Source organism: Mesotoga sp. (assembly GCF_035363035.1).
Taxonomy (GTDB): domain Bacteria; phylum Thermotogota; class Thermotogae; order Petrotogales; family Kosmotogaceae; genus Mesotoga.
Window position 1 is genome coordinate 16,290 of record NZ_DAOSEH010000005.1, and the last position, 20,065, is coordinate 36,354.

At 49.1% G+C, this 20,065-nt stretch carries 22 protein-coding genes; 14 read left to right on the forward strand and 8 right to left on the reverse strand.

Annotated elements, in window-relative coordinates; translation table 11 throughout:
• Positions 1-3: 3 nt before the first annotated feature.
• The 5 genes from PKX57_RS01690 to lpdA all read left to right on the forward strand — a co-directional run bounded on the left by PKX57_RS01690 (position 4) and on the right by lpdA (position 3,007).
• Positions 4-360 carry a DsrE family protein gene (locus tag PKX57_RS01690; RefSeq protein ID WP_213921268.1) on the forward strand — a complete coding sequence of 119 codons (357 nt, stop codon included), beginning with the start codon at positions 4-6 and terminating at the stop codon, positions 358-360.
• A gap of 10 nt (positions 361-370) precedes the next feature.
• Positions 371-724, forward strand: a complete 354-nt coding sequence (locus PKX57_RS01695) for an intracellular sulfur oxidation protein (RefSeq protein ID WP_470745076.1) — start codon at positions 371-373, stop codon at positions 722-724.
• 10 nt (positions 725-734) lie between these two features.
• On the forward strand, positions 735-998 hold the full coding sequence (locus PKX57_RS01700; protein ID WP_213921270.1) for a DsrH/TusB family sulfur metabolism protein: 264 nt from the start codon (positions 735-737) through the stop codon (positions 996-998).
• 73 nt (positions 999-1,071) lie between these two features.
• Positions 1,072-1,644 carry a sulfurtransferase TusA family protein gene (locus PKX57_RS01705; protein WP_472414616.1) on the forward strand — a complete coding sequence of 191 codons (573 nt, stop codon included), beginning with the start codon at positions 1,072-1,074 and terminating at the stop codon, positions 1,642-1,644.
• A 1-nt stretch (position 1,645) separates the two neighbouring features.
• Positions 1,646-3,007 carry a dihydrolipoyl dehydrogenase gene (gene lpdA / locus PKX57_RS01710; protein ID WP_213921272.1) on the forward strand — a complete coding sequence of 454 codons (1,362 nt, stop codon included), beginning with the start codon at positions 1,646-1,648 and terminating at the stop codon, positions 3,005-3,007.
• Between the two features lie 27 nt (positions 3,008-3,034).
• Here the strand turns inward: lpdA and PKX57_RS01715 are convergent, their stop codons facing one another.
• Entirely contained in the window at positions 3,035-3,418 is a 384-nt protein-coding gene (locus PKX57_RS01715; protein ID WP_213921273.1) for a hypothetical protein, read from the reverse strand.
• Positions 3,419-3,498: 80 nt separating this feature from the next.
• Here PKX57_RS01715 and PKX57_RS01720 point away from each other — a divergent pair, with 80 nt between their 5' ends.
• The 3 genes from PKX57_RS01720 (at position 3,499) to PKX57_RS01730 (ending at position 7,161) form a co-directional block, all read left to right on the forward strand.
• Entirely contained in the window at positions 3,499-5,160 is a 1,662-nt protein-coding gene (locus PKX57_RS01720; RefSeq protein ID WP_213921274.1) for a peptidylprolyl isomerase, read from the forward strand.
• Between the two features lie 276 nt (positions 5,161-5,436).
• Entirely contained in the window at positions 5,437-6,762 is a 1,326-nt protein-coding gene (locus PKX57_RS01725; protein ID WP_472411548.1) for a TrpB-like pyridoxal phosphate-dependent enzyme, read from the forward strand.
• Between the two features lie 126 nt (positions 6,763-6,888).
• Positions 6,889-7,161 carry an HU family DNA-binding protein gene (locus tag PKX57_RS01730; RefSeq protein ID WP_213921276.1) on the forward strand — a complete coding sequence of 91 codons (273 nt, stop codon included), beginning with the start codon at positions 6,889-6,891 and terminating at the stop codon, positions 7,159-7,161.
• A 15-nt stretch (positions 7,162-7,176) separates the two neighbouring features.
• Here PKX57_RS01730 and uvrC read toward each other — a convergent pair whose 3' ends face one another.
• The 7 genes from uvrC to PKX57_RS01765 are packed head-to-tail and all read right to left on the reverse strand — an operon-like array spanning position 7,177 to position 14,654.
• Positions 7,177-8,904: an excinuclease ABC subunit UvrC gene (uvrC, locus tag PKX57_RS01735; protein ID WP_213921277.1), complete on the reverse strand. Its 1,728-nt coding sequence runs from the start codon at positions 8,902-8,904 to the stop codon at positions 7,177-7,179.
• Complete coding sequence (locus tag PKX57_RS01740; protein WP_213921278.1) at positions 8,894-9,430, reverse strand: DUF501 domain-containing protein; 537 nt, start codon at positions 9,428-9,430, stop codon at positions 8,894-8,896. The genes uvrC and PKX57_RS01740 overlap by 11 nt, the downstream gene beginning before the upstream one ends.
• A complete protein-coding gene (locus tag PKX57_RS01745) occupies positions 9,400-10,215 on the reverse strand; it encodes a 50S ribosomal protein L11 methyltransferase (RefSeq protein ID WP_213921279.1) in 816 nt (271 codons plus the stop codon). Before PKX57_RS01745 ends, PKX57_RS01740 begins: the two co-directional genes overlap by 31 nt.
• A complete protein-coding gene (rnc, locus tag PKX57_RS01750; protein WP_470745074.1) occupies positions 10,212-10,946 on the reverse strand; it encodes a ribonuclease III in 735 nt (244 codons plus the stop codon). Before rnc ends, PKX57_RS01745 begins: the two co-directional genes overlap by 4 nt.
• Positions 10,946-12,844, reverse strand: coding sequence for a transketolase (locus tag PKX57_RS01755; protein WP_213921281.1), 1,899 nt, complete (start codon positions 12,842-12,844; stop codon positions 10,946-10,948). The genes rnc and PKX57_RS01755 overlap by 1 nt, the downstream gene beginning before the upstream one ends.
• Positions 12,845-12,862: 18 nt before the next feature.
• Positions 12,863-13,747: a regulatory iron-sulfur-containing complex subunit RicT gene (locus PKX57_RS01760; RefSeq protein WP_213921282.1), complete on the reverse strand. Its 885-nt coding sequence runs from the start codon at positions 13,745-13,747 to the stop codon at positions 12,863-12,865.
• The gene (locus tag PKX57_RS01765; RefSeq protein WP_213921283.1) at positions 13,740-14,654 is read right to left on the reverse strand and encodes a hypothetical protein; all 915 of its coding nucleotides are present in this window, start codon (positions 14,652-14,654) and stop codon (positions 13,740-13,742) included. Before PKX57_RS01765 ends, PKX57_RS01760 begins: the two co-directional genes overlap by 8 nt.
• Before the next feature lie 168 nt (positions 14,655-14,822).
• Here PKX57_RS01765 and ndk point away from each other — a divergent pair, with 168 nt between their 5' ends.
• Genes ndk through PKX57_RS01795 form a run of 6 tightly spaced genes read left to right on the forward strand, consistent with a single transcriptional unit; the run spans position 14,823 to position 20,054 of the window.
• Positions 14,823-15,266, forward strand: a complete 444-nt coding sequence (gene ndk / locus PKX57_RS01770) for a nucleoside-diphosphate kinase (RefSeq protein WP_213921284.1) — start codon at positions 14,823-14,825, stop codon at positions 15,264-15,266.
• Complete coding sequence (locus tag PKX57_RS01775; protein WP_214050230.1) at positions 15,266-16,441, forward strand: class I SAM-dependent methyltransferase; 1,176 nt, start codon at positions 15,266-15,268, stop codon at positions 16,439-16,441. Before ndk ends, PKX57_RS01775 begins: the two co-directional genes overlap by 1 nt.
• Positions 16,442-16,446: 5 nt before the next feature.
• Complete coding sequence (locus PKX57_RS01780) at positions 16,447-17,307, forward strand: hypothetical protein (protein ID WP_213921766.1); 861 nt, start codon at positions 16,447-16,449, stop codon at positions 17,305-17,307.
• A 21-nt stretch (positions 17,308-17,328) separates the two neighbouring features.
• Positions 17,329-18,456, forward strand: coding sequence for a glucose-1-phosphate adenylyltransferase subunit GlgD (glgD, locus tag PKX57_RS01785; RefSeq protein ID WP_472415876.1), 1,128 nt, complete (start codon positions 17,329-17,331; stop codon positions 18,454-18,456).
• A gap of 16 nt (positions 18,457-18,472) precedes the next feature.
• Entirely contained in the window at positions 18,473-19,741 is a 1,269-nt protein-coding gene (locus PKX57_RS01790) for a glucose-1-phosphate adenylyltransferase (protein WP_214047966.1), read from the forward strand.
• Positions 19,704-20,054, forward strand: coding sequence for a hypothetical protein (locus PKX57_RS01795; RefSeq protein ID WP_213921769.1), 351 nt, complete (start codon positions 19,704-19,706; stop codon positions 20,052-20,054). The genes PKX57_RS01790 and PKX57_RS01795 overlap by 38 nt, the downstream gene beginning before the upstream one ends.
• Positions 20,055-20,065: the final 11 nt, after the last annotated feature.

Here is a 20,065-nt window from a genome sequence, read left to right on the forward strand (position 1 = left end):
GTTTTGAAGATAACAATACAGGTATTCGTTCCTCCGTACACTTACGAAGATCTGGATACGGCGATCAAGTTAGCGGAAGCGGCCCTGAACAGAGGTCACGATGTAACCATATTCCTGTTCGCCGATTCTATTCTCTCGATAAACGGTTCTGTGAAACCAATCAGAGTCGATAGAAACATTCCGGAGAAACTGAAGACCCTGATAGCCGAAAAAGGTTTGAAGGTGGAGATCTGTGGAATCTGTATGGACTACAGGGGAGTTACCAAGGATATGATAATCCCCGGCTCCAACCCCAGCGGACTGCCCGAGCTTGCGACCCTTATTTATAGCAGCGACAGGTTCGTGAACCTTATGGCATGAGGTGATGGTGATGAAGAAGATACTTTTTGTTGTTTATCAGGCGCCGGGAGGCTCCATATGGGTAAACGAGGCCTTCAGAACTGCGTTCGGGATGTACGGAGAAGATATCGAACCTTCGGTGCTTCTGGTGGAAGAGGCGACTGTCGCACTGTCGAAAAAAGCCCAGCCGGAATGTCTCGGTCTGCTTCCGATATCGATCTGCTTCAGATTCATCAAGAGGTACGAGACCGAGGTTTACGGTATCAAAGAACATGTGGAAAAGTTCAAAATAAAGGATATTGAAGAGAGTTTCAGCGTCAAATTAATCGATGAGAAAGATACAGGCGATTTCCTCCACGACTTTGATAACGTAATTTTTATGTGAGGTGTTTGATATGGCCCTTATTGTAATAAAATACGGCAAAAACAACGTTGCAGAGACTATAAAGTTTAAGGCCGCAAGGAAGGGAGACCGCGTTGTCCTGGTTCAGGACGGCATATTCTGGGCTTTAGACGATATAGAAACCGAGGCCGAGGTTTTCGCGGTTATCGACGATGCGACGGCCAGAGGTTACAGCGCTGAAGAGCTGACCGTTCCCTCGATCACCTACGAGGGGTTTGTAGAGATAATCGAAAAATCTGAAAAAACTATCGGTTAGTTGCCGATTTTGAAATCCGAGAGGTGCTCTTCCTGGAAGGGCACCTTTCTTCGAAAGGTGATAGTGGATTTCTATGATGAATCTCAAGTTACCTGATCTATTCAAAGTCTTCGCCAATCAAACGAGGATAGAAATTGCGACTCTGATCGTTGATAATTGTATGACCGCTTCGGAGATATCGGAAAGACTTCAGACGGATCTTTCCACAATCTATAGACATCTTCAACACATGAAAAAACTGGGAATATTGAACTCAAACTTCTCGAAGGGAGTCGAGAGATTCGACTTCAGTTCTCCCAGGATATACAGATTGCTCGAAGAAGCGATAGCCTTCATCAGCGAAAAGAAGGAGTACAGGTCCCTGGACTGTTCGGAAGGTATTTGTCGTTATTATCTCGGGGAGACGGGTGTAGATGTAAAACCCGATCTTCTTCTCGATATGCGCGGTGAGTCCTGCCCGGTCCCGGATATGCAGACGAAAGTGACTCTCTCAGAGATGGAAGAGGGTAAGGTTCTACTGGTCATAGTGGATTACCCGCTTTCCGGCGAGAGAATTCCCGTATTCGTTCAAAGGGAAGGTCACGAGTTTCTCAAGAAAATCGTCGATGACTACGGCGACATAAAGATTTATATAAGGAGGAAATGAGATGTACGATGCAATCGTTATAGGGGGGGGACCCGGAGGGTACGTCTGTGCCATAAGATTGTCCCAGCTGGGAAAGAAAGTGGCGCTTGTGGAGAAGGAATACCTGGGAGGCACCTGCACAAATTGGGGTTGCATACCGACGAAGGCCATGCTGACCTCGGCCCATTTGTTTTCCGAGATAAAGGATAAGTCGAAGAGACTGGGCGTGGATGTTTCCGATCTCAACTACCGCCTCGATGGAATCATGTCACACATGAACAGGACGGTGACCACTTCACGCAAGGGAATCGAGTTGCTGCTAAAGAAAAACGGTGTCGATTTTTTCAACGATAAAGCTGTTGTTAAAGACCCGCACAATGTACTCCTTGAAAAGAACAACTCCTTGTTGGAGGCAAAAAACATAGTCCTTGCCAACGGTTCCGAACCATCCATGTTCCCTCCATTCAGCAAGGTCGAAGGAATGTGGACGAGCAACGATGTGTTCAAACTGGCGGAGATGCCTTCGAGTCTTGCCATAGTTGGCGGCGGAGTCATCGGAGTTGAGTTCGCCACTTTCTTCAGTACATTCGGAGTCAAAACGACAATTGTCGAGCTGGCCGATCATATTCTGCCCTACGAAGACACTGATGTGGCGGAGGAGATAAGGAAGGTCCTGAAGAAAAAAGGTGTAACCATCCTCGAAAAGACCAAGGTCGTATCCGTCGAGAAGCTCGATAAGGGCTATCTTCTCAATACGACTGGCGACGAGGAGATCACAATCGAGGCCGAAAAGGTTCTGGTCGCGGTAGGCAGGAGAGCCGTTCTCTCCGATGACATAAAGAATCTGGGCTTGGAAATTGTAAGGGGCGTCGTTACGGACAGGCGTATGAAGACGAGCGTACAGGGCGTTTACGCGATCGGCGATATCAGGGCCGGTATCATGCTTGCACACGTTGCAAGTTACGAAGGGATAGTGGCGGCACACAATATAGCTGGTGAAGAGCTGGAAATGGACTATTCCGCCGTTCCTTCGATAATCTTTTCCAGTCCAGAGGTTGCCTCTACCGGCTTGAAGGAGAGCGATCTCAAGGATAGATCCGATGTAGTCGTCTCCAGATTTCCCCTGAGCGCCAACGGACGGGCACGAACGATACTAGAGAGCTCCGGCTTTGTTAAAGTACTGGCCGAGCACGGCACCGGAAGGGTTTTGGGTATGAGTATAGTCTCTCCCTCGGCCACTGATCTGATAATGGAGGCCGTGATCGCCGTGAAGAACGGATTGACCGTTGAACAGCTGGAGAATTCAATCCACCCACATCCGACTCTGTCAGAAACTGTCCTGGGTGCGCTTGAAGGAATAGAGGGCAAGAGTATCCATATATGAGAAGAGGCCGAAAGGCCTCTTCTTAATTTATTCCCAGCTTTTACTCTCAAAACTGGATATACCTGACAGGGCTACTTCCTTATCTGGAAACTCGGTTGTTTCTTTACCTTCATTCCGGGAGTCAATCGTGTAGTACCCCTCAGCGGGAGCGAAAACACAGATCTGAGCGGCCCTGTAATTCCAGAACCTCATACCGCACTTATCGCAGAGACCTATATCTTCGACGTCTCTTTTGAAGTTGACCTCTCTGTTGTACCTCCTGCAGAAGGAGCGGTTTTGTTCATCGGCGAAAAAGTATATCGCCTGAGGTTGACGAGATCCCTCACCCCCTGCAAGTTCTGCTTCCTCGCTATTCAACCATTTCCAGGAAGTTGAGAGAAAACTTTCAAGATTCAAACCCTTCTTTTCCAAAACTTTCACCTCTAATTGTGACACGCAAAACCCAATGAAATGTTATCATGAATATACCAAATACACGAGGGGGAATCATTTTGAAAAAAGCGATACTGATAGTTTTTCTGGCAATTTTCTCAATAACGATCCTGGCCGGCGGATACGTCGCCCAGCTCACCAGGGCTGGCGTAACTCTGTCCGAGGAATTCTGGATATCATCTGAGGAGCTTCAGCAAGCCCTCGAAGCAACGATAGCCAACGCTCGTAGCCAGGGTGTGGAGCTCGATCCTTACTTCGACAATATGTATCTGCCGAGCGAGATCGCTTTGAAGCTCATGCTGGTTTCATATATCGTTGACGAAAAAGTTGTCGATATCTATGCTCTGGAGAACTCGTTGCTGCCAGACGAAAGCGAAGTCGAAAGCGAGACCGACGCTATGCTTTCTCAATATGCATCGAGCCCTGAAATGGTTGCACAGATAGAAGCGATCTACGGGTCGATGGATAATTTCAGAAAGGAGATAAGAAATTACATTTACCAGTCTCTAAAGGCCGTTGTCGTTCAGGATAACATAGCACCATTGAACGAAGAGGCACTGTCGACCTATTTCGAACAAAACAAGGAAAACCTGAAAAACAGCTACGAATATATAAGGCCCAGACATATTCTCTTGAGCGACGAGGCCACCGCGACCGGTCTCAAGAACAGAATCAACGCCGGTGAAATCACTTTCGCCGAGGCAGCCCTTCAGTATTCAATCGATTCCGGTACGGCCGCCAACGGAGGCCAGCTCGGCACTATTCAGAGAGGTCAGACCGTCGCGGAGTTTGAAGAAGCAATACTGACGGCCCCCATAGGCGTACTGTACGGACCGGTTAAGAGTGAATTCGGTTATCATCTCATAATAGTCGAAGAGCGAAAGTCGATCGAATCGTTGAACGATATCGTTTCCGATCCCCAGATCTACAACGATTTTGTTTCCGCTTATCAGAACGATACCTACTACGCCTGGATTGAAAAGTATATAGCAGATAACGCTTTCGACTACGAGATACTCGATCCCGAGCTGCTCCTGTACGATGATTACACAAAGGTCATGAACGATGAGAACGGTGCAACGGCGATGGTTGTGACTCTGGCGACAAAACTCTTCGGACCTTCGGCAACCGAAAATCCGTTGCCGGTGGAGTACGCGGTCTTCATTCAGCTCTCCGATTCTCTGGCCCTGACGGAAAGTCCCAACTACAGGCTGGCGATAGAAAGACTTTACGAGATCGGTGAGAAGCGTGGAATGATAATGGAGTTGATTTTCCAGCTCAAAGGAGATGACCCCGCAGTAGCAACCGATTATTACAACGGCTGGCTTGTCGAGTTAGAGAACATCTTCGCCGATCCTCAGCTCCTTCAAACGCAACTCAGTCAGTATGGGGAGAGTTTCGTTCAGTATGTTTTCAGTACAATAGACCAGATCGACGCGGTTCTCGGCCAGCTTCTGGCCGGTGAAATGAAAGTGGAGACTCGAAAGACCGCTCTCGATGTTCTGCTGAGAAACAACAGTCTGGCTCTCGATCTTAATTATGATCCAGTCTGGCAGAAAGAGAAGCTTACCTCAAGGCTCGCATATCTGAAGGATTATGCGTCCATAGAACCTTCCAGCGATATTCAGTACGAGATAGATAGCATCGCATCTCAACTTGAGGGTTTGGAAACCCAGGATTCAACACCAACTGATACCCAAGAAGCCACATCCACAAATTGACAGGATTAGAATAATTTTATGGCGGGGACCTCGTAAAAAGAGATCCCCGTTTTTATGTAATCTTTACGTATCATCGCTTGACTGAAGAGGGTAAAAAATAGTATAGTTAATCATGCGAAGTAGAATCGATGTGACTGATTGTTTGAGTTCTTACATACTGAATAAGTTCTGGTGGTGGGTTAGCCCCTTTGATGGGGGTTAGCCTTTTGCTATAAAGGTAAACCCATTGAAGGGGCTCTCATGATGAGAGCCCCTTTATTTTTAGGAGGTAAAGGCATGAAAAAGAGAATCGTGGTTAATCTACCTGTCGAGGAACTTCCAAAGAGCTGGTACAACGTGAAGGCCGATCTGCCTTTCAAAATGGATCCGCCGCTCAACCCGATGACGAAGGAGGTAATGAACCCTGCCGATATGACGGCTATCTTTCCAAAAGCCATCGTAGAACAGGAGATAAGTGAAGAGAGGTTTATCGAAATACCGGAACCTGTATTAGATGAATACGCCGTGTACCGTCCCAGCCCATTGATAAGGGCAACTTTTTTAGAGGAGTTTCTTAGAACCCCTGCCAGAATTTACTACAAATACGAGGGCAACTCCCCCACTGGAAGCCACAAAACCAACACCGCCATAGCGCAGGCCTATTTCAACAGGGTCGAGGGGGTCACCGAACTGACGACAGAAACAGGCGCCGGTCAGTGGGGCAGCGCTCTCTCTTATGCCGGAAGAAAGTTTGGATTAACCGTGAGAGTCTTCATGGTAAGGAACAGTTATGAGACCAAGCCTATGAGACAGCATATGATGAGAATGTTCAACGGAACAGTGGAACCGAGTCCAGGAGAAAACACAGAAAGCGGAAGGAACTTCCTCAAGAACGACAAAAACTATCCCGGTTCTCTTGGAATGGCCATAAGCGAAGCCGTAGAAATCGTACTGAATTCCAAAAATAAAAAGTACTCGCTGGGTAGCGTGCTCGATCATGTACTACTCCATCAGACCGTCATAGGACTTGAAGTTGAAAGGCAACTAGAGATTTTGAACGAAAAACCGACCATTATGCTTGGCTGTCATGGTGGGGGTTCAAACTTTGGAGGTTTTGTTCTTCCATTCATTAAAAGAAAGCTTGAGGGAGAGAAAATCGAATTCGTCGCCTGTGAACCGGAGTCCTGTCCCTCTCTCTCAAAGGGCGAGTTCCGGTACGATTATGGTGACAGCGCAGGTTTGACGCCCATGTTAAAAATGTACACACTGGGCAGGGATTTCGTGCCACCGACCATCCACGCCGGAGGACTTAGGTATCACGGAGCGGCCCCCTTAGTCTCCAGATTGGTTAAGGAGAAGATAGTCACACCGGAAAACTTCCCACAGGAAGAAACTTTCAAGGCAGGGATACTCTTCGCGACGATCGAGGGCATAATACCTGCTCCGGAATCATGTCACGCAATTGCCGGAGCGATTAGAAGAGCTATCAGTGCCAGAGAGAGAAGAGAGGAAGAAGTCATCGTCTTCAACCTTAGCGGGAGCGGTTTATTAGATCTCTGGTCATACGCGAATATTATTGAAAGCAACGAAAGACTTCTCGAGCTTGAAGGGGTCAAGGGTTGATCGGAAAAGGATGGGTTTTCTGAATGTATTTTATTCAGAGGATTTGCGCAGCGCAGCCCTTGCAATACTTCTCCATAAGATGTTAGAATATTGATGACATCTGAATTCTAGCCAGGGGGTGTTTACGTGAATAAGAAGGAACTTATCAACGAGCTTTCCACGAGGACCGGTTATACGAAGAAGGTTTCAAGCGATCTGATCGATACCTTCGTCGATATCGTCGGCGATAAGCTCGCTGAGGGAGAAGAGGTCAAGTTAGTCGGTTTTGGCACCTTCGAAGTGGTGGAGAGAAAGCCGCGAAAGGGAGTCAACCCGAGAACAAAAAAGGCAATAAAGATCCCCGGTGCAAAGGTTCCAAAGTTCAGAGCCGGGAAAGAACTCAAGGAAAAAGTGCAATAGTCATAGAAGGTGGAGCTAGTCTCCACCTTTTCTTTCTATCCAGTTCCGAACTTCTTCTACCGCTTTTCTGTTCTTTAGAATCGCGTAAAGATCTTCTTCCGAGGCCTCCATTATTCCCGGGATACCTCCAAACGCTTTGAGCAGAGCCTTTTTGCGTTTTGGACCTATTCCCTTTATATCGTCGAGCTTGGAACTTCGGTACCTCTTCTCTCTCAATACCCTGTGATAATTCACGGCGAACCTGTGAGCTTCATCGTCTATCGAGATGATCATTCTGAGCACCGGATGGTCCTGCGGAAGCAGTATTCTCCCTCTTTTGTCGGGGAAGACCAGTTCATTGAGCTCTTTGGCGAGCCCGACGATTTCGTACCCGTCTATTCCGATCTCCGAAAAGGCCTTTTCGACGGCCCTCACCTGAGGTTCGCCGCCGTCAATCAGCAGGAGGTCGGGCAGAGGATGTTTCGAATACCGTCGCTTAACTACCGTTGCAAGCGATTCGAAGTCGTTCGGTTCGGTGATCCCGCTTATCCTGTACCTTCTGTACTCGGTTTTGTTCGGTTTGCCGTTGTCAAAAACGACGACCGATGCCACCGTATATAGCCCCTGAGTGTGCGAGATATCCATGCCTTCGATACGGGAGGGGAATTTGCCCAGACCCAGAATCTGCTGCGCCTGCTTCAGCGAATGCGATGCGTTCAGGCGCATTTTCAATTCTTCATCGATGTTTTGATAGGCTATCTGGAGCAACCTGGTCTCCTGGTCGTCCCTGGGTTCTCCGATGTACGAGAAGTCCTTCTTGAAAGGCTTAAGGTCGGACTTGTTCAACCCATAAACTATGAGACTTTTCGGAAGTCTATTACCTTTCGCGTAGTAGAATTGCGATATGAAATCTACCGGAGTGCCGTCTGGAAAATCGAAAACGAGCTTTCCAAGTAACATCCCACCGCGAACCTGCAGAAGCGTCGCCAGTCCTGATGAAACGACCAATACATCGGCTTTTAGATCGTAAGAGGCCTCCACGCCCTGAAAGGCATAAAGCTGGTCCATCGAACTCAATATATCCCTTATCTCTGCTGCGCGCTCAAACTGGAGAGTTTGGGACAGGATGTTCATTCTCTCAAGCAGAGCATGACGAACCTTCATAGTGTCTCCTTCCAGGAATTCTTTGAGAGATTCCAGCCGGTTAGCGTACTCTTCCGATGTTATCTTCCCCGCGCAAGGAGCTGAACACATCTTCAAATGGTACAGAAAGCAGGGCTTTTTGACCTTCGAAAGATCAAACGTGCAGCCCCTGATGCCGAAAATTCGCTGAAGCAATTCCAGGATACGCCTGACCAGCCCGGTGCTGGTATAGGGTCCGAAGTAGGTGCCAGGCCTAGTTTTGATCCTCGTTATTTCCAGGTAGGGATACCCGTCGTCGGACAGGTAGATGTAAGGATAGACCTTCGAATCTTTCAGCAGTACGTTGAACTTGGGCTTCTCTTTGAAAATGATATTCGCTTCCAGTAAGAGCGCTTCTCTTTCCGAAGTTACGAGAATGAACTGGAGATCGGAGGCTTCGACGGCTATATTCCTGACTTTTTCGTTTTTCGACCAGGTGGATTCTCTGAAGTACGACTGGACACGGCGACGGAGTTTCTTGGCCTTTCCGACGTATATCGTTTCGTCTTTGTCGCTTTTGAATATATAAACGCCCGGTTCTTCGGGCAGCTGCGACACTCTTTCGAGCAAGCTATCGTTCATTTCTCCTCAACAACTCCAGACAGATGACTCTTTCACCACTACATTCCTTTTCGCCCAAAGATTCCCAGACATCTCTTCCAACGGGGTTTGAAACCCCGCCAAGATAATTGGCCAGTTGCAGGTGGAGACACTTGACCTTGAGCAGATTGGCTATACCGCCTATTCCACTCCCGAACAACTTCTCTTTCTGCCACTCAGAAAGCTCCAATCCCTCCAGGCTCTCTCTTTTCATGAGAGCTGTTTCTTCGTGGGCTTTCAGATACCTTTCGCGGTAGACGCTCTCTCTCTCGATCCTGTATTCGAATTCTTGAATCAATCCTCCGCTTTCCATAGTCGAGACCAACCTTCTCAACAGGGGACAGGTCAGCCAGAAAAGAGTCGGGAAGGGTTTCGCTCCAGATATCAGCTCCGACCGAATTACCTGTGGATATCCCCACTTGCAGAACCTGGCAGTTGAGAAGTCGTTCTTCAATTCTCTATCCAGCTGGAGAGATACTATCTCTCTTTCAGGAGAAGCGCTTTCCAATCGCCATCTTCCTCTGTATCATCGATTGTAAAATCTTCATCGATGAGTTTCGAAATCGATCGTATCTTCTCTCTGTAAATTCCTGAGAGCACTATCGAACCGCTTTTCCTCAAAAATTTCTTCATGTCTCCGGCGAAGCGCTCCAGAAGTTCGGCGATCATGTTGGCGATTATCAGATCGAAAGACTCGCCTTCTGAAAGCGCCGAAAGGAAATCGGATTTAACGACTTCGACGGAAACCCCGTTTATCCTGGCCGTCTCGCGCGTCTTCTCCAGCGCGTGTTCATCTATATCCAGCGCGATAGCTTCCGAAGCGCCGCATTTCATGGCCAGTACCGAGAGTATTCCCGTCCCGCACCCCACATCTAGAACACGGTCACCGGAACGAACGACCTTTTTTATCAGAGAGGCTGCCAGTCTGGTGGATTCGTGAAGTCCCGTCCCGAAAGCCATTCCCGGTATCAGGCCGATTTCGCTCAAGCTTTCGACCGGTCTCTCCTCCTCCATCGGGACTACTGTGATCCCACCACAGAGAGAAAATGGCCGCAGAGTCTGACGCCACTTTTCGTACCAGTCCTCTTCACTGGAAAAGCCTAGATCTACGAACTCCACCTCTGTGAGAAACTCCGGCAGTTCCTCGCCCTCAGCGAGTATAACGTGAAGCGTTACTGTCATGTCGGGCAATTCCTCGAAATAAAGATTCATGAAGCCCTCTTCCCAGCTCCAGGCTTCGAAAAGATCCCGCTGTTCTTCTTTGATTCCGACAACAAGATGCCTGTACTTCATGGTGAATTCTCCCGATCTATCTCTTCCTTAAGGAGCGCCTCAAGAGCCTTCCTTGCGGCCGACTGCTCGGCGGCTTTCTTCGTCCTGCCTTCCCCAACTCCTAGAAGCCTATCTTCTACTACTACCTCCACTTTGAATAACTTATCCTGCGGTGGCCCGTCTTCCTGAATCGTCGTATAAGAGGGCCGCGAGCCGAAACTGGCCTGTGTGAACTCCTGAAGAGATGTTTTGTAGTCCAGTACCAGGGCGCCTTCCAACGCTTTATTCACGTAGCGGTACAACCGCTCTCTGACGAAATTCAGGGCCGTTTCTATGCCATAGCTCAGATATATCGCCGCCAGAAGCGCTTCGAAAGCGTCGGCGAGTATCGATTCCCTGTCTGCCCCACCGGTCTGTCTTTCCCCTTTTCCGAGAAAGAGGTACTCACCGATCCTGAGCTCTCTGGCGACTTCGGAAAGAACCTTCTCACTGCCAACCATGGCCCTGATTTTCGACATTTCGCCTTCCGAGAGGGCAAAATTCCTGTAAAGAAGCGTCGCGAGAGAAAACTCCAGAACGGCGTCTCCCAGAAACTCCATTCTCTCGTTGGATTCGAGTATCCTGGATGTGTTCTGCGCAAGCTCGTTGGCGAAAGATGAGTGGCACAATGCTTTGAAAATCAATTCGCGATCGGCGCTTATCGAGTTGATCGAACAGAATTCAATCACCTTTTTCTCTTCTTCCTGGTTCATCATTGTCTCAGGATTTCCCTCACCTTTTCGACGATACTGTCTCTGGAAAGCCCCACCAGATCGTACAGCTTTTCGTTGTCGCCGGAGTACATGTATCTATCGACACCGATCTTGACGAACTTCTCTGGTAGAAATCCCTCTCTCACAAAATACTCTTCGACTATCGAAGCCAGTCCCGTGTTGACGTTGTGATCCTCGAGCGTTATAACTGTTCCCACCAGGTAGTCTCTAGCACTATCAAGATCGGAAGCCAGCGGGGCGCTGAGATTCAACACCGTGACTTCCAGACCGTCCTTCTTCAGTTGATCGGCCGCCAGAACTGCCTGGTGCGTGACCTGGCCGGTCGATAGGAGCGTTATACCCTTTCCTTTTCTGATAACATCTATCTTGCCATATTCGTATTTGTAACTGTCTCCAAAGAAGGGTCCGCCCTTCTCATCGGCTATGGGATTCATGGTTGACCTTCCCATGGCGATTACGCAGTTACCCTGCGTTTGGCTCATATACCTCACGGCCCTGTCGGTCTGGTTGGGGTCGGCGGGAACGATCAGACCGAAACCGAAGAAGTTCCGCAAAGCCCCTATGTAGTCCAGGCAGTGGTGGGTTTTCCCGTCCTCACCGACATCGATTCCCACGTGCGTGACGGCCACTTTAACGTTGGCCTTGTTTATATCGTTCAATCTCTGCTGGTTGTAGGTCTCGTCGATTCCGAAGACTCCAAAATCTGCGAAAAAGCTGAGAGTGCCGCATACAGAGGCGGCGCCTGCTACGACTGCCGCGTTGTGTTCCTGCACTCCTATCTGTATGAAGTTCTCTGGCCAGACCTTCTCGAATTCGTTCACCTTGGTCGAAGGCTTCAAGTCGCAGTCGAAAACCACCACGGGGGTGCCGTTTCTGTTGGTCTTTCCGATATCGGCCAGCGCCTTCCCGAAAGCCGATCTGTTGTCTGTCTTCTTGTCCACGGGATAAGTGATCGGTGTGCCGATAGCGGGCTTTATGGGCTCATCGACCGGCTTAACCGGTTCATGGTGGGAGGGTAAAGCCTTTCTCATTTCCGCGTATCTGTCAAGATCATTTTCAAGTCCGAGCTCTTCGAGGGCTTTCGCGGCCGTTTCAAAACTGAGAGGTTTTCCATGATAGGAGACATCGCCCTCCATGAAGGAGATCCCCTTTCCCATAACAGTTCTGCAGATCACTGCAACTGGTTTTTCGCCCCCGAAGGACCTCGAAAGAGCCTCCATTATCTGGTGATAATCGTGTCCATTGACTTCTATCACATCCCAGCCATCGGCAAGATAATTGGCCTTGATATCGACGTACATGATATCTCGTGCTCTGCCGGATATCTGGGCATCGTTGTAATCTATGACCACGACCAGGTTGTTCAATCTGTACTTGACGGCCGTTCTTCTGGCCTCGCTCACCTGTCCTTTGGCCTGTTCGGCATCGCTCATGGCCACGAAGACCCTGAAGTTTCTGCCGGTCAGCTTCGAGGCCAGAGCCATGCCGACACCTACCGAGAGCCCCTGACCGAGATTACCGGTCGTCCATTCCACACCGGGAATTCCCCTGGTGATATGTCCTTCGAATATGGAACCTGCGTGCCTGAAGCCAGATATGACATCGTCGATGTTAAAAAAACCCAGTCTTCCTAAAGCAGCATAAACTCCCGGAGAGGTGTGGCCGTGGCTCACGATGACCCTGTCCCTGTTCGGATCGTACGGTCTTGAAGGATTTATATTTGCTTTATTGTATATAGACAGGTACATATCTATTGAAGACATCGATCCCCCGGGGTGACCGGAGTTGGCGATCGTTGTCATCTTTATTATGTCTCCCCTGCATATCCTTCCGAGTTTTTTGAGTTCTTCTATTCCCCTTTCAGCGTTTCCTGTCATTTCACACCTCCACTCAATTCAATCGTCCATTGAAATATCTTCATCTCTGTTCTTTATGAGCAACTCGGCGTTGGCGTCCTGTATTATGGATTTCTGACTCTTGCGAAAATCGTCGAACTGGACCTTTATCATCTGCCCATCGTCGGCAACCAGAGTTATCACCTTCATGAATATATTCACCGTCAACACCTTGCAGGTCTTTCCCTCGTAATCCACTAGAGAACCCTCGTCGGGTATATCCATCAGTTCATGTTCGTACAACTCCTGTTCATACGAGAGACAGCAGAGCAATCTACCGCAACGGCCCGATATCTTCGCCGGATTTATCAGTAGTTGCTGTTTCTTCGCGTGTTTAAGAGTTATACTTTCGAACTGCCTTAGGAACCTGGCACAGCAGGCCGTCATGCCGCAAAGGCCTAGACTGCCGGTCATTTTGACTTCATCTCTTATGCCGACCTGGCGAAGTTCTATTCTCGTTCTGAAAGCTCTTGCCAGGTCCTTGACCAGCTCGCGAAAATCCACCCGGCTGTCGGCCCCGAAGTAGAATACGATACGCGAACGATCGAACATGTACCTCGCCTCCAGCAGGCGCATGGGCAGAGAGTGCTTCTCGATCAAATCCTGACAGATTCGCATGGCCGAGATCGCCTCCTCCTTATTCTTGTTGTACGTCTCCCAGTCTTCGTCCGTCATCATCCGCACGATTGGTCGCAGTTCTTCTTTAAGCTCATCGATACGCATATCAACCGGGCCAAATCTGACTTTTCCAACATCCAGTCCGAACTCGCTCATAGCCAGAACGAAGTCTCCAGTTTTCAAAACCCCTTCGCTCGAGGAGTATTCGTACATTTTTCCGACCGTATGAAATTCAACTCCGTAAACGGTTCCGTATATCTCAGGCATTCATTCTACCTCCAGCAGCGTCTCTATCGAAATTCCTCCTGACCGAATACATAGCCCTGAAAAAGACGAGTGTCGGGTTAAGAGAGGCGGTGCGTCTTCTCAGGAATCTATCGCACCAGAGGAAATCTTCCAACGTATTTGGTCCCTCCCTGTATTCCATAAGCCATTCTATCAGATCTATGTTGACAACTCGACTCCAGAGCGAAGTCCTCGAGACGACCAGCAGATCTCGCAGAAGTCCTCTCGCGTAGAACACCAGAAGACGACACTTTTCGAAGGAACCAACGCCGCCGAATCCTGGTGCAATCCTTCCGGCGAGCGCGAAAAAGTCGTTCTCCGCTATGAAGCGCTTTATCAGATTCATATAAGCCTTTCTTCTTTTGATTTTGAAGATGGGGTCTTCATTTTCCACGTCTTCCAGATACTCGACACAATTTTCACCTTCCGGGAGCTCGAGAGCATCGACAGTCAAAGCCTCCGCTTCGAGGTCTCTGAAGTAAGACAGGATCGAGTAATCTTCTATAGAGCCGGCGTAGATCTCGATGACTTTATCTCTGTATTTCCTTTTTATTTCCTCCATTATCACGTCCGGCACTTCGATGTTTATGGGGATTACACGGCTGCGTATAGTCGCAAGCAACGAGTTCCAGGAAGTGGTGTTGAGGATGATTCTCCCGAAGTCCGGAGGCTCTTCCAGTATCTTAAGCAAAGCGTTGGCGCTCTCCGGGGTCATTCGCTCGCACTGAGTTATGAGGATGAACTTTCGCCGTCCCGCGGGCGGCCTGTGGAGAAAATGAGCTTCGATCTCGCGAACCTTCTCTATACCGATATTTCCGTTCTCCGGCGCAATCAACAGAAAATCCTCTGTCAACCTTTTTCTGTCCCAGGAAAAGTCAAGACCAATCAAATCCTCTGAGAAGGTCTTGAGATAACGGCAATCTCTTCCAGTAAGTGCTATACTTAAGCCCGCACTTCCCGCCAGGATACGGGAAAGTCTCTCTCTTAAATCTCTATTGGTAGAGTCCATGATTTAATTATAGCAATGAATGGTTCAATTATCCCGGAGGTCGAAAAGATGGAGAGAACATTCGCTTATCTAAAACCGAACGCTATCCAGAGGGGTCTGGTCGGCGAGATAATCACCACTCTCGAGAACAAAGGTCTTAAGATAGTAGCCCTCAAAATGATAGAAATGGACAAATACCTGGCCGGTGAGCTTTACAGAGAACATGTCGGCAAAGACTTCTTCGAACCGCTTATGAAGTTTGTTCAATCGGGACCTGTCGTAGCTATGGTGCTCGAGGGTGAGAACGCCATAAAGAGGCTCCGCCATACAGTAGGAAAGACCGACCCGCTGGAGGCCGACGCGGGAAGCATAAGGGGCAGGTACGGAGTATCGGTCCGAAAGAACCTTATTCACGCTTCTGACAGCCTCGAGAGCGCTTTGAGAGAGATAGAGCTGTTTTTCGAAGAAGGAGAAATAATGGATTACACCCTGACCCTCGAGGGAGAGCTTTGATGATCGTCGCTCGCTTGAAAAAGGGAAAGGAAAGAATGATACTCAACGGTTACCCGTGGGTATTCAGGGATGAACTGCTTTCAATTGACGGTCCGCAGCGGCTAGGAGAGGTGAATGTCTTCTCGTACGATTACGGCTTTCTGGGAAGAGGCTTCTACAACCCCGAGTCGAACAGAGCCGTGATGGTCCTCACGAACAGAGATGAGGATATAGGCAAAGTATTGTTCAAAAGACGGATAATGAGGGCACTGAGAAAGAGAGAGGCCCTGTACGAACTCCCTTACTACAGATTGATTCATGGAGAGGGAGACAAACTGCCCGGCCTGGTTGTTGACAGGTACGGCGAAATCCTCGTCGTTCAATTCAGGAACCGGATCGTGCAGAGTCTTAAAGAAACAATAATCGAAACGCTCGTAGAGGAGACATCCCCAGCGGGTATCTATGAACGGAGCGATTTCGAAATGGGCGTCGAAGATAAAATCGACAGAAATACAGGGCTGCTCTACGGAGAGGTACCCAAAAGAATAGAGGTGATTGAGAACGGATTGAAGTTCCTGGTGGACATCGAAAAGAGTCAGAAGACCGGGTTCTTTTTCGATCAGAGGGAGTCTAGAGCCTTTTGTTCTTCGCTGGTGAAGAAATTGTCTCTCAAAAAGGGTCTCGATCTTTTTTCCTTCACAGGCGCTTTCGGAATCAACATGGCGGCCGCGGGCGCGGAGGTGATCTGTGTAGACAAGTCTGTGGAGGACCTGAAGCTGGCGAAGTTGAACTCGGAGTTGAATGGACTGGATAAATGCGTTCAATTCGCTCAGAGCGATGTTATTGACTTTATAGGTCGGTTTGAAAAAGATGATGCATTTGATATAGTTGTTTTGGATCCACCCTCTCTCGTTAAGCACAGGAAGGAGCTATCGACCGGGGTCGGCCTCTTCAGGGACATGATAAAGGGCCTGCTGCCCCTTGTCAGAGACAGAGGGGTACTCGGCATTTGCACATGCGCGTACAACATCGGTCTGGAGCACCTTGTCGAGGCAGTGAGGAGGTCAACAGAGAACAGCGGGATCACATTCTCGCACCTTGCGGTTACTCTTCAATCTCCGGACCACCCTTGGCTTATGCAGGTTCCAGAGAGTCTTTATTTGAAATGTTTGTGGGGCACGATTGAAAAGGAGTGAAGTTCTTGCCCGGGTTCTGGACTCACATCATCTTTGGAAAGGACGTTCTCCAGGAGGTTGGACTGGATCCAGACAGCGAGAGAAAGGGAGAGTTCAACCTCGGGTGCCTTTTCACAGATATAGGCAAGTACTGTGAAAAAAACTCTCCTGAGTATTTGCTCTGGAAGTTATCACACACAACCGGGTGCGACGCCTTTGCCGGTGTTCTATGCAGGGAGCTCGAGGGAGTTTCGAGGTTCTATGTTATGGGGGTTTTCTGTCATTTTTTTCTAGATCTTTCCGTCAGTCAGTACATCATGGCGCGGGCCGGTACCGGGTACAGAAGCGGACAGCTCGAGATAATGATAGACAGAACCATTCTCAAGGAGAGATTGACTGCGGATATACTTAAGTTGAGACCTCTGGCGGAGCTTCCACCCTCGATAGACGAAGAGCTCGAACGGACCATTCAAAGAACGGCCGGTGAGGTCTATAACATCGATAGCCCTTCGATCACCAGGGCCGTTGATTCCATGAAGGATATTTTTGACGATTATTACGGTAGATCCAGGTTGTTTCTCTTTTTTAAAGCTCTTTTTCTGAAGGGTGAAAGCATCGAAAGCGCTTTTTTCAGAGATACGCACGATGATCCCATGAACTTTGGAATGAGGCCCTGGTTTCACAGCATAGCGGGCTGGGAAAGTCGGTTGACTTTCAGGGATCTTTACGGGAAGGCGGTTTCCGATGCGGTCAGGTTTCTTCACAGATACCTAGATGGAGAGGAAGACTGGTCGCTTCCGGCAATGTCGTTGATGACCGGCTTGCCTCTTATGGAACAGGAAGACAACAAAAATGTTGAAGGGAGGGAAACCACGGCCCGACACTAGATAAGGGCGCGTGGTGAGAGAATGAAGGTACTCGGGATAATCTTAGCAGGCGGCAGGGGTGAATACTTGGGACCGCTGACACAGGTTCGGACGAGTGCTGCCCTGCCAGTGTTCGGTAAATATCGCTCTATCGACTTCACTCTCAGCAACATGGTAAATGCTGGAATTTCAAAAGTTGGAATAATAACTCAGTACAGCCCCAGAAGCCTTATGGATCACATAGGTTCTGGCAAGGAATGGGATCTTGATAGAAAACAGGGTGGTCTCTTCATCCTGCAACCTTACTATTCCCCATACAACCCGTCCATGGGTTACAAAGGAACGGCCGACGCTATATTCCAGAACATCAACATACTGAGGAGGGGTAACGAAGATTATGTGATGATAGGTTCTGGCGACCATATCTTCAAAGCCGATCTCAGCGAAATCTTCCGCTACCACCTCGAGACCGGTTCCGACATCACTGCCCTGACGGCGAGCAATATCGAGAATTACAATTTCGGAAATGTATCTCTCCTGAAATGCAAGGACGGCAGAGTTGTCGAGTGGATCGAGAGGGAAGGACCGCTCGAAGACCTCGGAGGCTCCAACTGCGTGGCTCTGGGAGCCTATTTCATGAACAAGTTCCTGCTTCGCGAACTCCTCTACTCGACCGTGCCCAACGGGGAGAATGAGCTGGTGAAAGGAGTGATAATTCCCAACCTTGGCTCCCTAAACGTGAGAGAATACAGGTACAACGGTTACTGGCGAGACATAAAGCAGAGCAAGAGCTGTTATTACCGCACCAATCTCGATATTCTCAACCCCGAAATCAGACGTGAGCTTTTCTACGAGCATGGGAGAGTCTTCACGAAGCTGAAGGATCTTCCGCCGCCAAAGATAACCGGTACGGCCTTTATTAGCAACTCCGTTATCGCCGACGGATGCGTGGTCGGTGGAAAGCTAGAAGATTCCGTGCTTTTCAGGGATACACGGGTTCTGGCAGGTGCCACGGTGAAAGGTTCAGTACTTCTGGAGGGCTGTATCGTCGAAGAAGGGGCTTATGTGGAGAACGTTATACTGGACAAGTACTGCACAGTCAGATCGGGGAAGAGTTTCGTAGGCGAGCAGTCCGATCCCACAGTGATCGAGAAACACGGCGTTATATAGGGTTTGAGGTGATAATATGGCGAAAAAAGTGGTTGCTTTAATACTGGCTGGCGGCCAGGGTACCAGACTCGGTATTCTAACAGACGAGATCGCCAAACCGGCCGTTCCTTTCGGCGGAAAGTACAGAATAATCGATTTTGCGCTCAGTAACTGCGTCAACTCGGGTATTTACACCGTCGGAGTGCTCACACAGTACAGACCGCACGTTCTTTCGAGGCATATAGGTATAGGAAGGCCCTGGGATCTCGACAGAAAAGACGGCGGGGTGGTGATTCTTCCACCTTACGTGGCGCAGGACGATTCTAACTGGTACAAGGGGACGGCAAACGCGGTCTATCAAAACATCGACTATATTGATGCTTACAGCCCCGAAATAGTGGTCGTTCTCTCCGGCGATCACATTTACTCCATGGATTATAACGAAATGATAGACTACCATCTCTCCAAAGGTGCAGACGGCACCGTGGCATGCATGCGCGTACCTCTTTCAGAGGCCCATCGCTTCGGCATGATGGTCACCGATTTTGAAAACCGAATCATCGATTTCCAGGAAAAGCCGGAAAAGCCGCGATCGGATCTAGCCTCGCTCGGCATCTACGTTTTCAACTGGAGTTTCCTCAAAGAAAGGTTGCTAGAGGACGAACAGACTCCGGAAAGCAGCAACGATTTCGGTAAAAACATACTACCCGAAACAGTTGACAGGGATCTTGGAAAGCTTTTCGCCTTCGTTTTCGAAGGCTACTGGAGAGACGTAGGAACTCTCCAGGCTCTCTGGGAATCCAACATCGAGCTGACCAGGCCGATTCCGCCCCTCAACCTCCACGACCCGGCCTGGAGGTTCTATACGCAGACCGAAGAATACCTGCCGGCCTACGTCGGGAGGAGTTCGAGGGTCAGGAATTCTCTTATCAACGAAGGAGCAGAGATCTACGGACGTATAGACAGTTCGGTGATCTTTCAGGGTGTGCAGATAGGCGAGGGTTCGGTCGTTCGCAATTCCGTGATAATGACCAACACCAGGATAGGTAAAGGCGTGATTATCGACAAGGCAATAATCGGCGAGAATTCGGTGATAAATGACGACTGTGTACTGGGGTACGGTGAGGAAGTTCCCCACGAAACGCATCCGGGTATATACGATTCCGGTATCGTCGTGGTCGGATACGACGCCGTCATCCCGGCCGGAACAAAGATTGGGAAGAACTGCGCGATCGCAAATCATGTGAGGGAAGGAGATTTTTCGGGCGATGTACAGGGCGGAAAGACGATCGCTGCGAAGGAATGATGGCTCTCTCTCTTTAGGTCTGCTGATCGCGCTCCTGTTTGTGGCGGCAGCGATGACGTCCATGATGACACCCTTGAGTCTCGCGACCAGTGCTTTCAGAGAGTGTTTGTGGGAGTTCAGGCTGGCAATCACACTGAAATCGATCTACCTATCGGACTTCGAAGAGGTGGAAATGAACGGCCTGAAAATCGAAAAAAGCTCGAGAAGTGTCTTCTCAGATAAAACAGAAATCGAGATTATCCATTACCATATTACTGAGGGGAGCAATTCCTTTGATTTCGAGAAAGTGGGAAAGATAACCAACATTTCTTAAAAGGAGGTTCG

Coding starts and splice junctions, on each gene's coding strand:
- PKX57_RS01695 (WP_470745076.1), top strand. CDS start 371: ATGAAGAAGATACTTTTTGTTGTTTATCAGGCGCCGGGAGGCTCCATA.
- PKX57_RS01700 (WP_213921270.1), top strand. CDS start 735: ATGGCCCTTATTGTAATAAAATACGGCAAAAACAACGTTGCAGAGACT.
- PKX57_RS01705 (WP_472414616.1), top strand. CDS start 1,072: ATGATGAATCTCAAGTTACCTGATCTATTCAAAGTCTTCGCCAATCAA.
- lpdA (WP_213921272.1), top strand. CDS start 1,646: ATGTACGATGCAATCGTTATAGGGGGGGGACCCGGAGGGTACGTCTGT.
- PKX57_RS01725 (WP_472411548.1), top strand. CDS start 5,437: ATGAAAAAGAGAATCGTGGTTAATCTACCTGTCGAGGAACTTCCAAAG.
- uvrC (WP_213921277.1), bottom strand. CDS start 8,904: ATGAACGATAGCTTGCTCGAAAGAGTGTCGCAGCTGCCCGAAGAACCG.
- PKX57_RS01745 (WP_213921279.1), bottom strand. CDS start 10,215: ATGAAGTACAGGCATCTTGTTGTCGGAATCAAAGAAGAACAGCGGGAT.
- rnc (WP_470745074.1), bottom strand. CDS start 10,946: ATGAACCAGGAAGAAGAGAAAAAGGTGATTGAATTCTGTTCGATCAAC.
- PKX57_RS01755 (WP_213921281.1), bottom strand. CDS start 12,844: ATGACAGGAAACGCTGAAAGGGGAATAGAAGAACTCAAAAAACTCGGA.
- PKX57_RS01760 (WP_213921282.1), bottom strand. CDS start 13,747: ATGCCTGAGATATACGGAACCGTTTACGGAGTTGAATTTCATACGGTC.
- ndk (WP_213921284.1), top strand. CDS start 14,823: ATGGAGAGAACATTCGCTTATCTAAAACCGAACGCTATCCAGAGGGGT.
- PKX57_RS01775 (WP_214050230.1), top strand. CDS start 15,266: ATGATCGTCGCTCGCTTGAAAAAGGGAAAGGAAAGAATGATACTCAAC.
- glgD (WP_472415876.1), top strand. CDS start 17,329: ATGAAGGTACTCGGGATAATCTTAGCAGGCGGCAGGGGTGAATACTTG.
- PKX57_RS01790 (WP_214047966.1), top strand. CDS start 18,473: ATGGCGAAAAAAGTGGTTGCTTTAATACTGGCTGGCGGCCAGGGTACC.
- PKX57_RS01795 (WP_213921769.1), top strand. CDS start 19,704: ATGTACAGGGCGGAAAGACGATCGCTGCGAAGGAATGATGGCTCTCTC.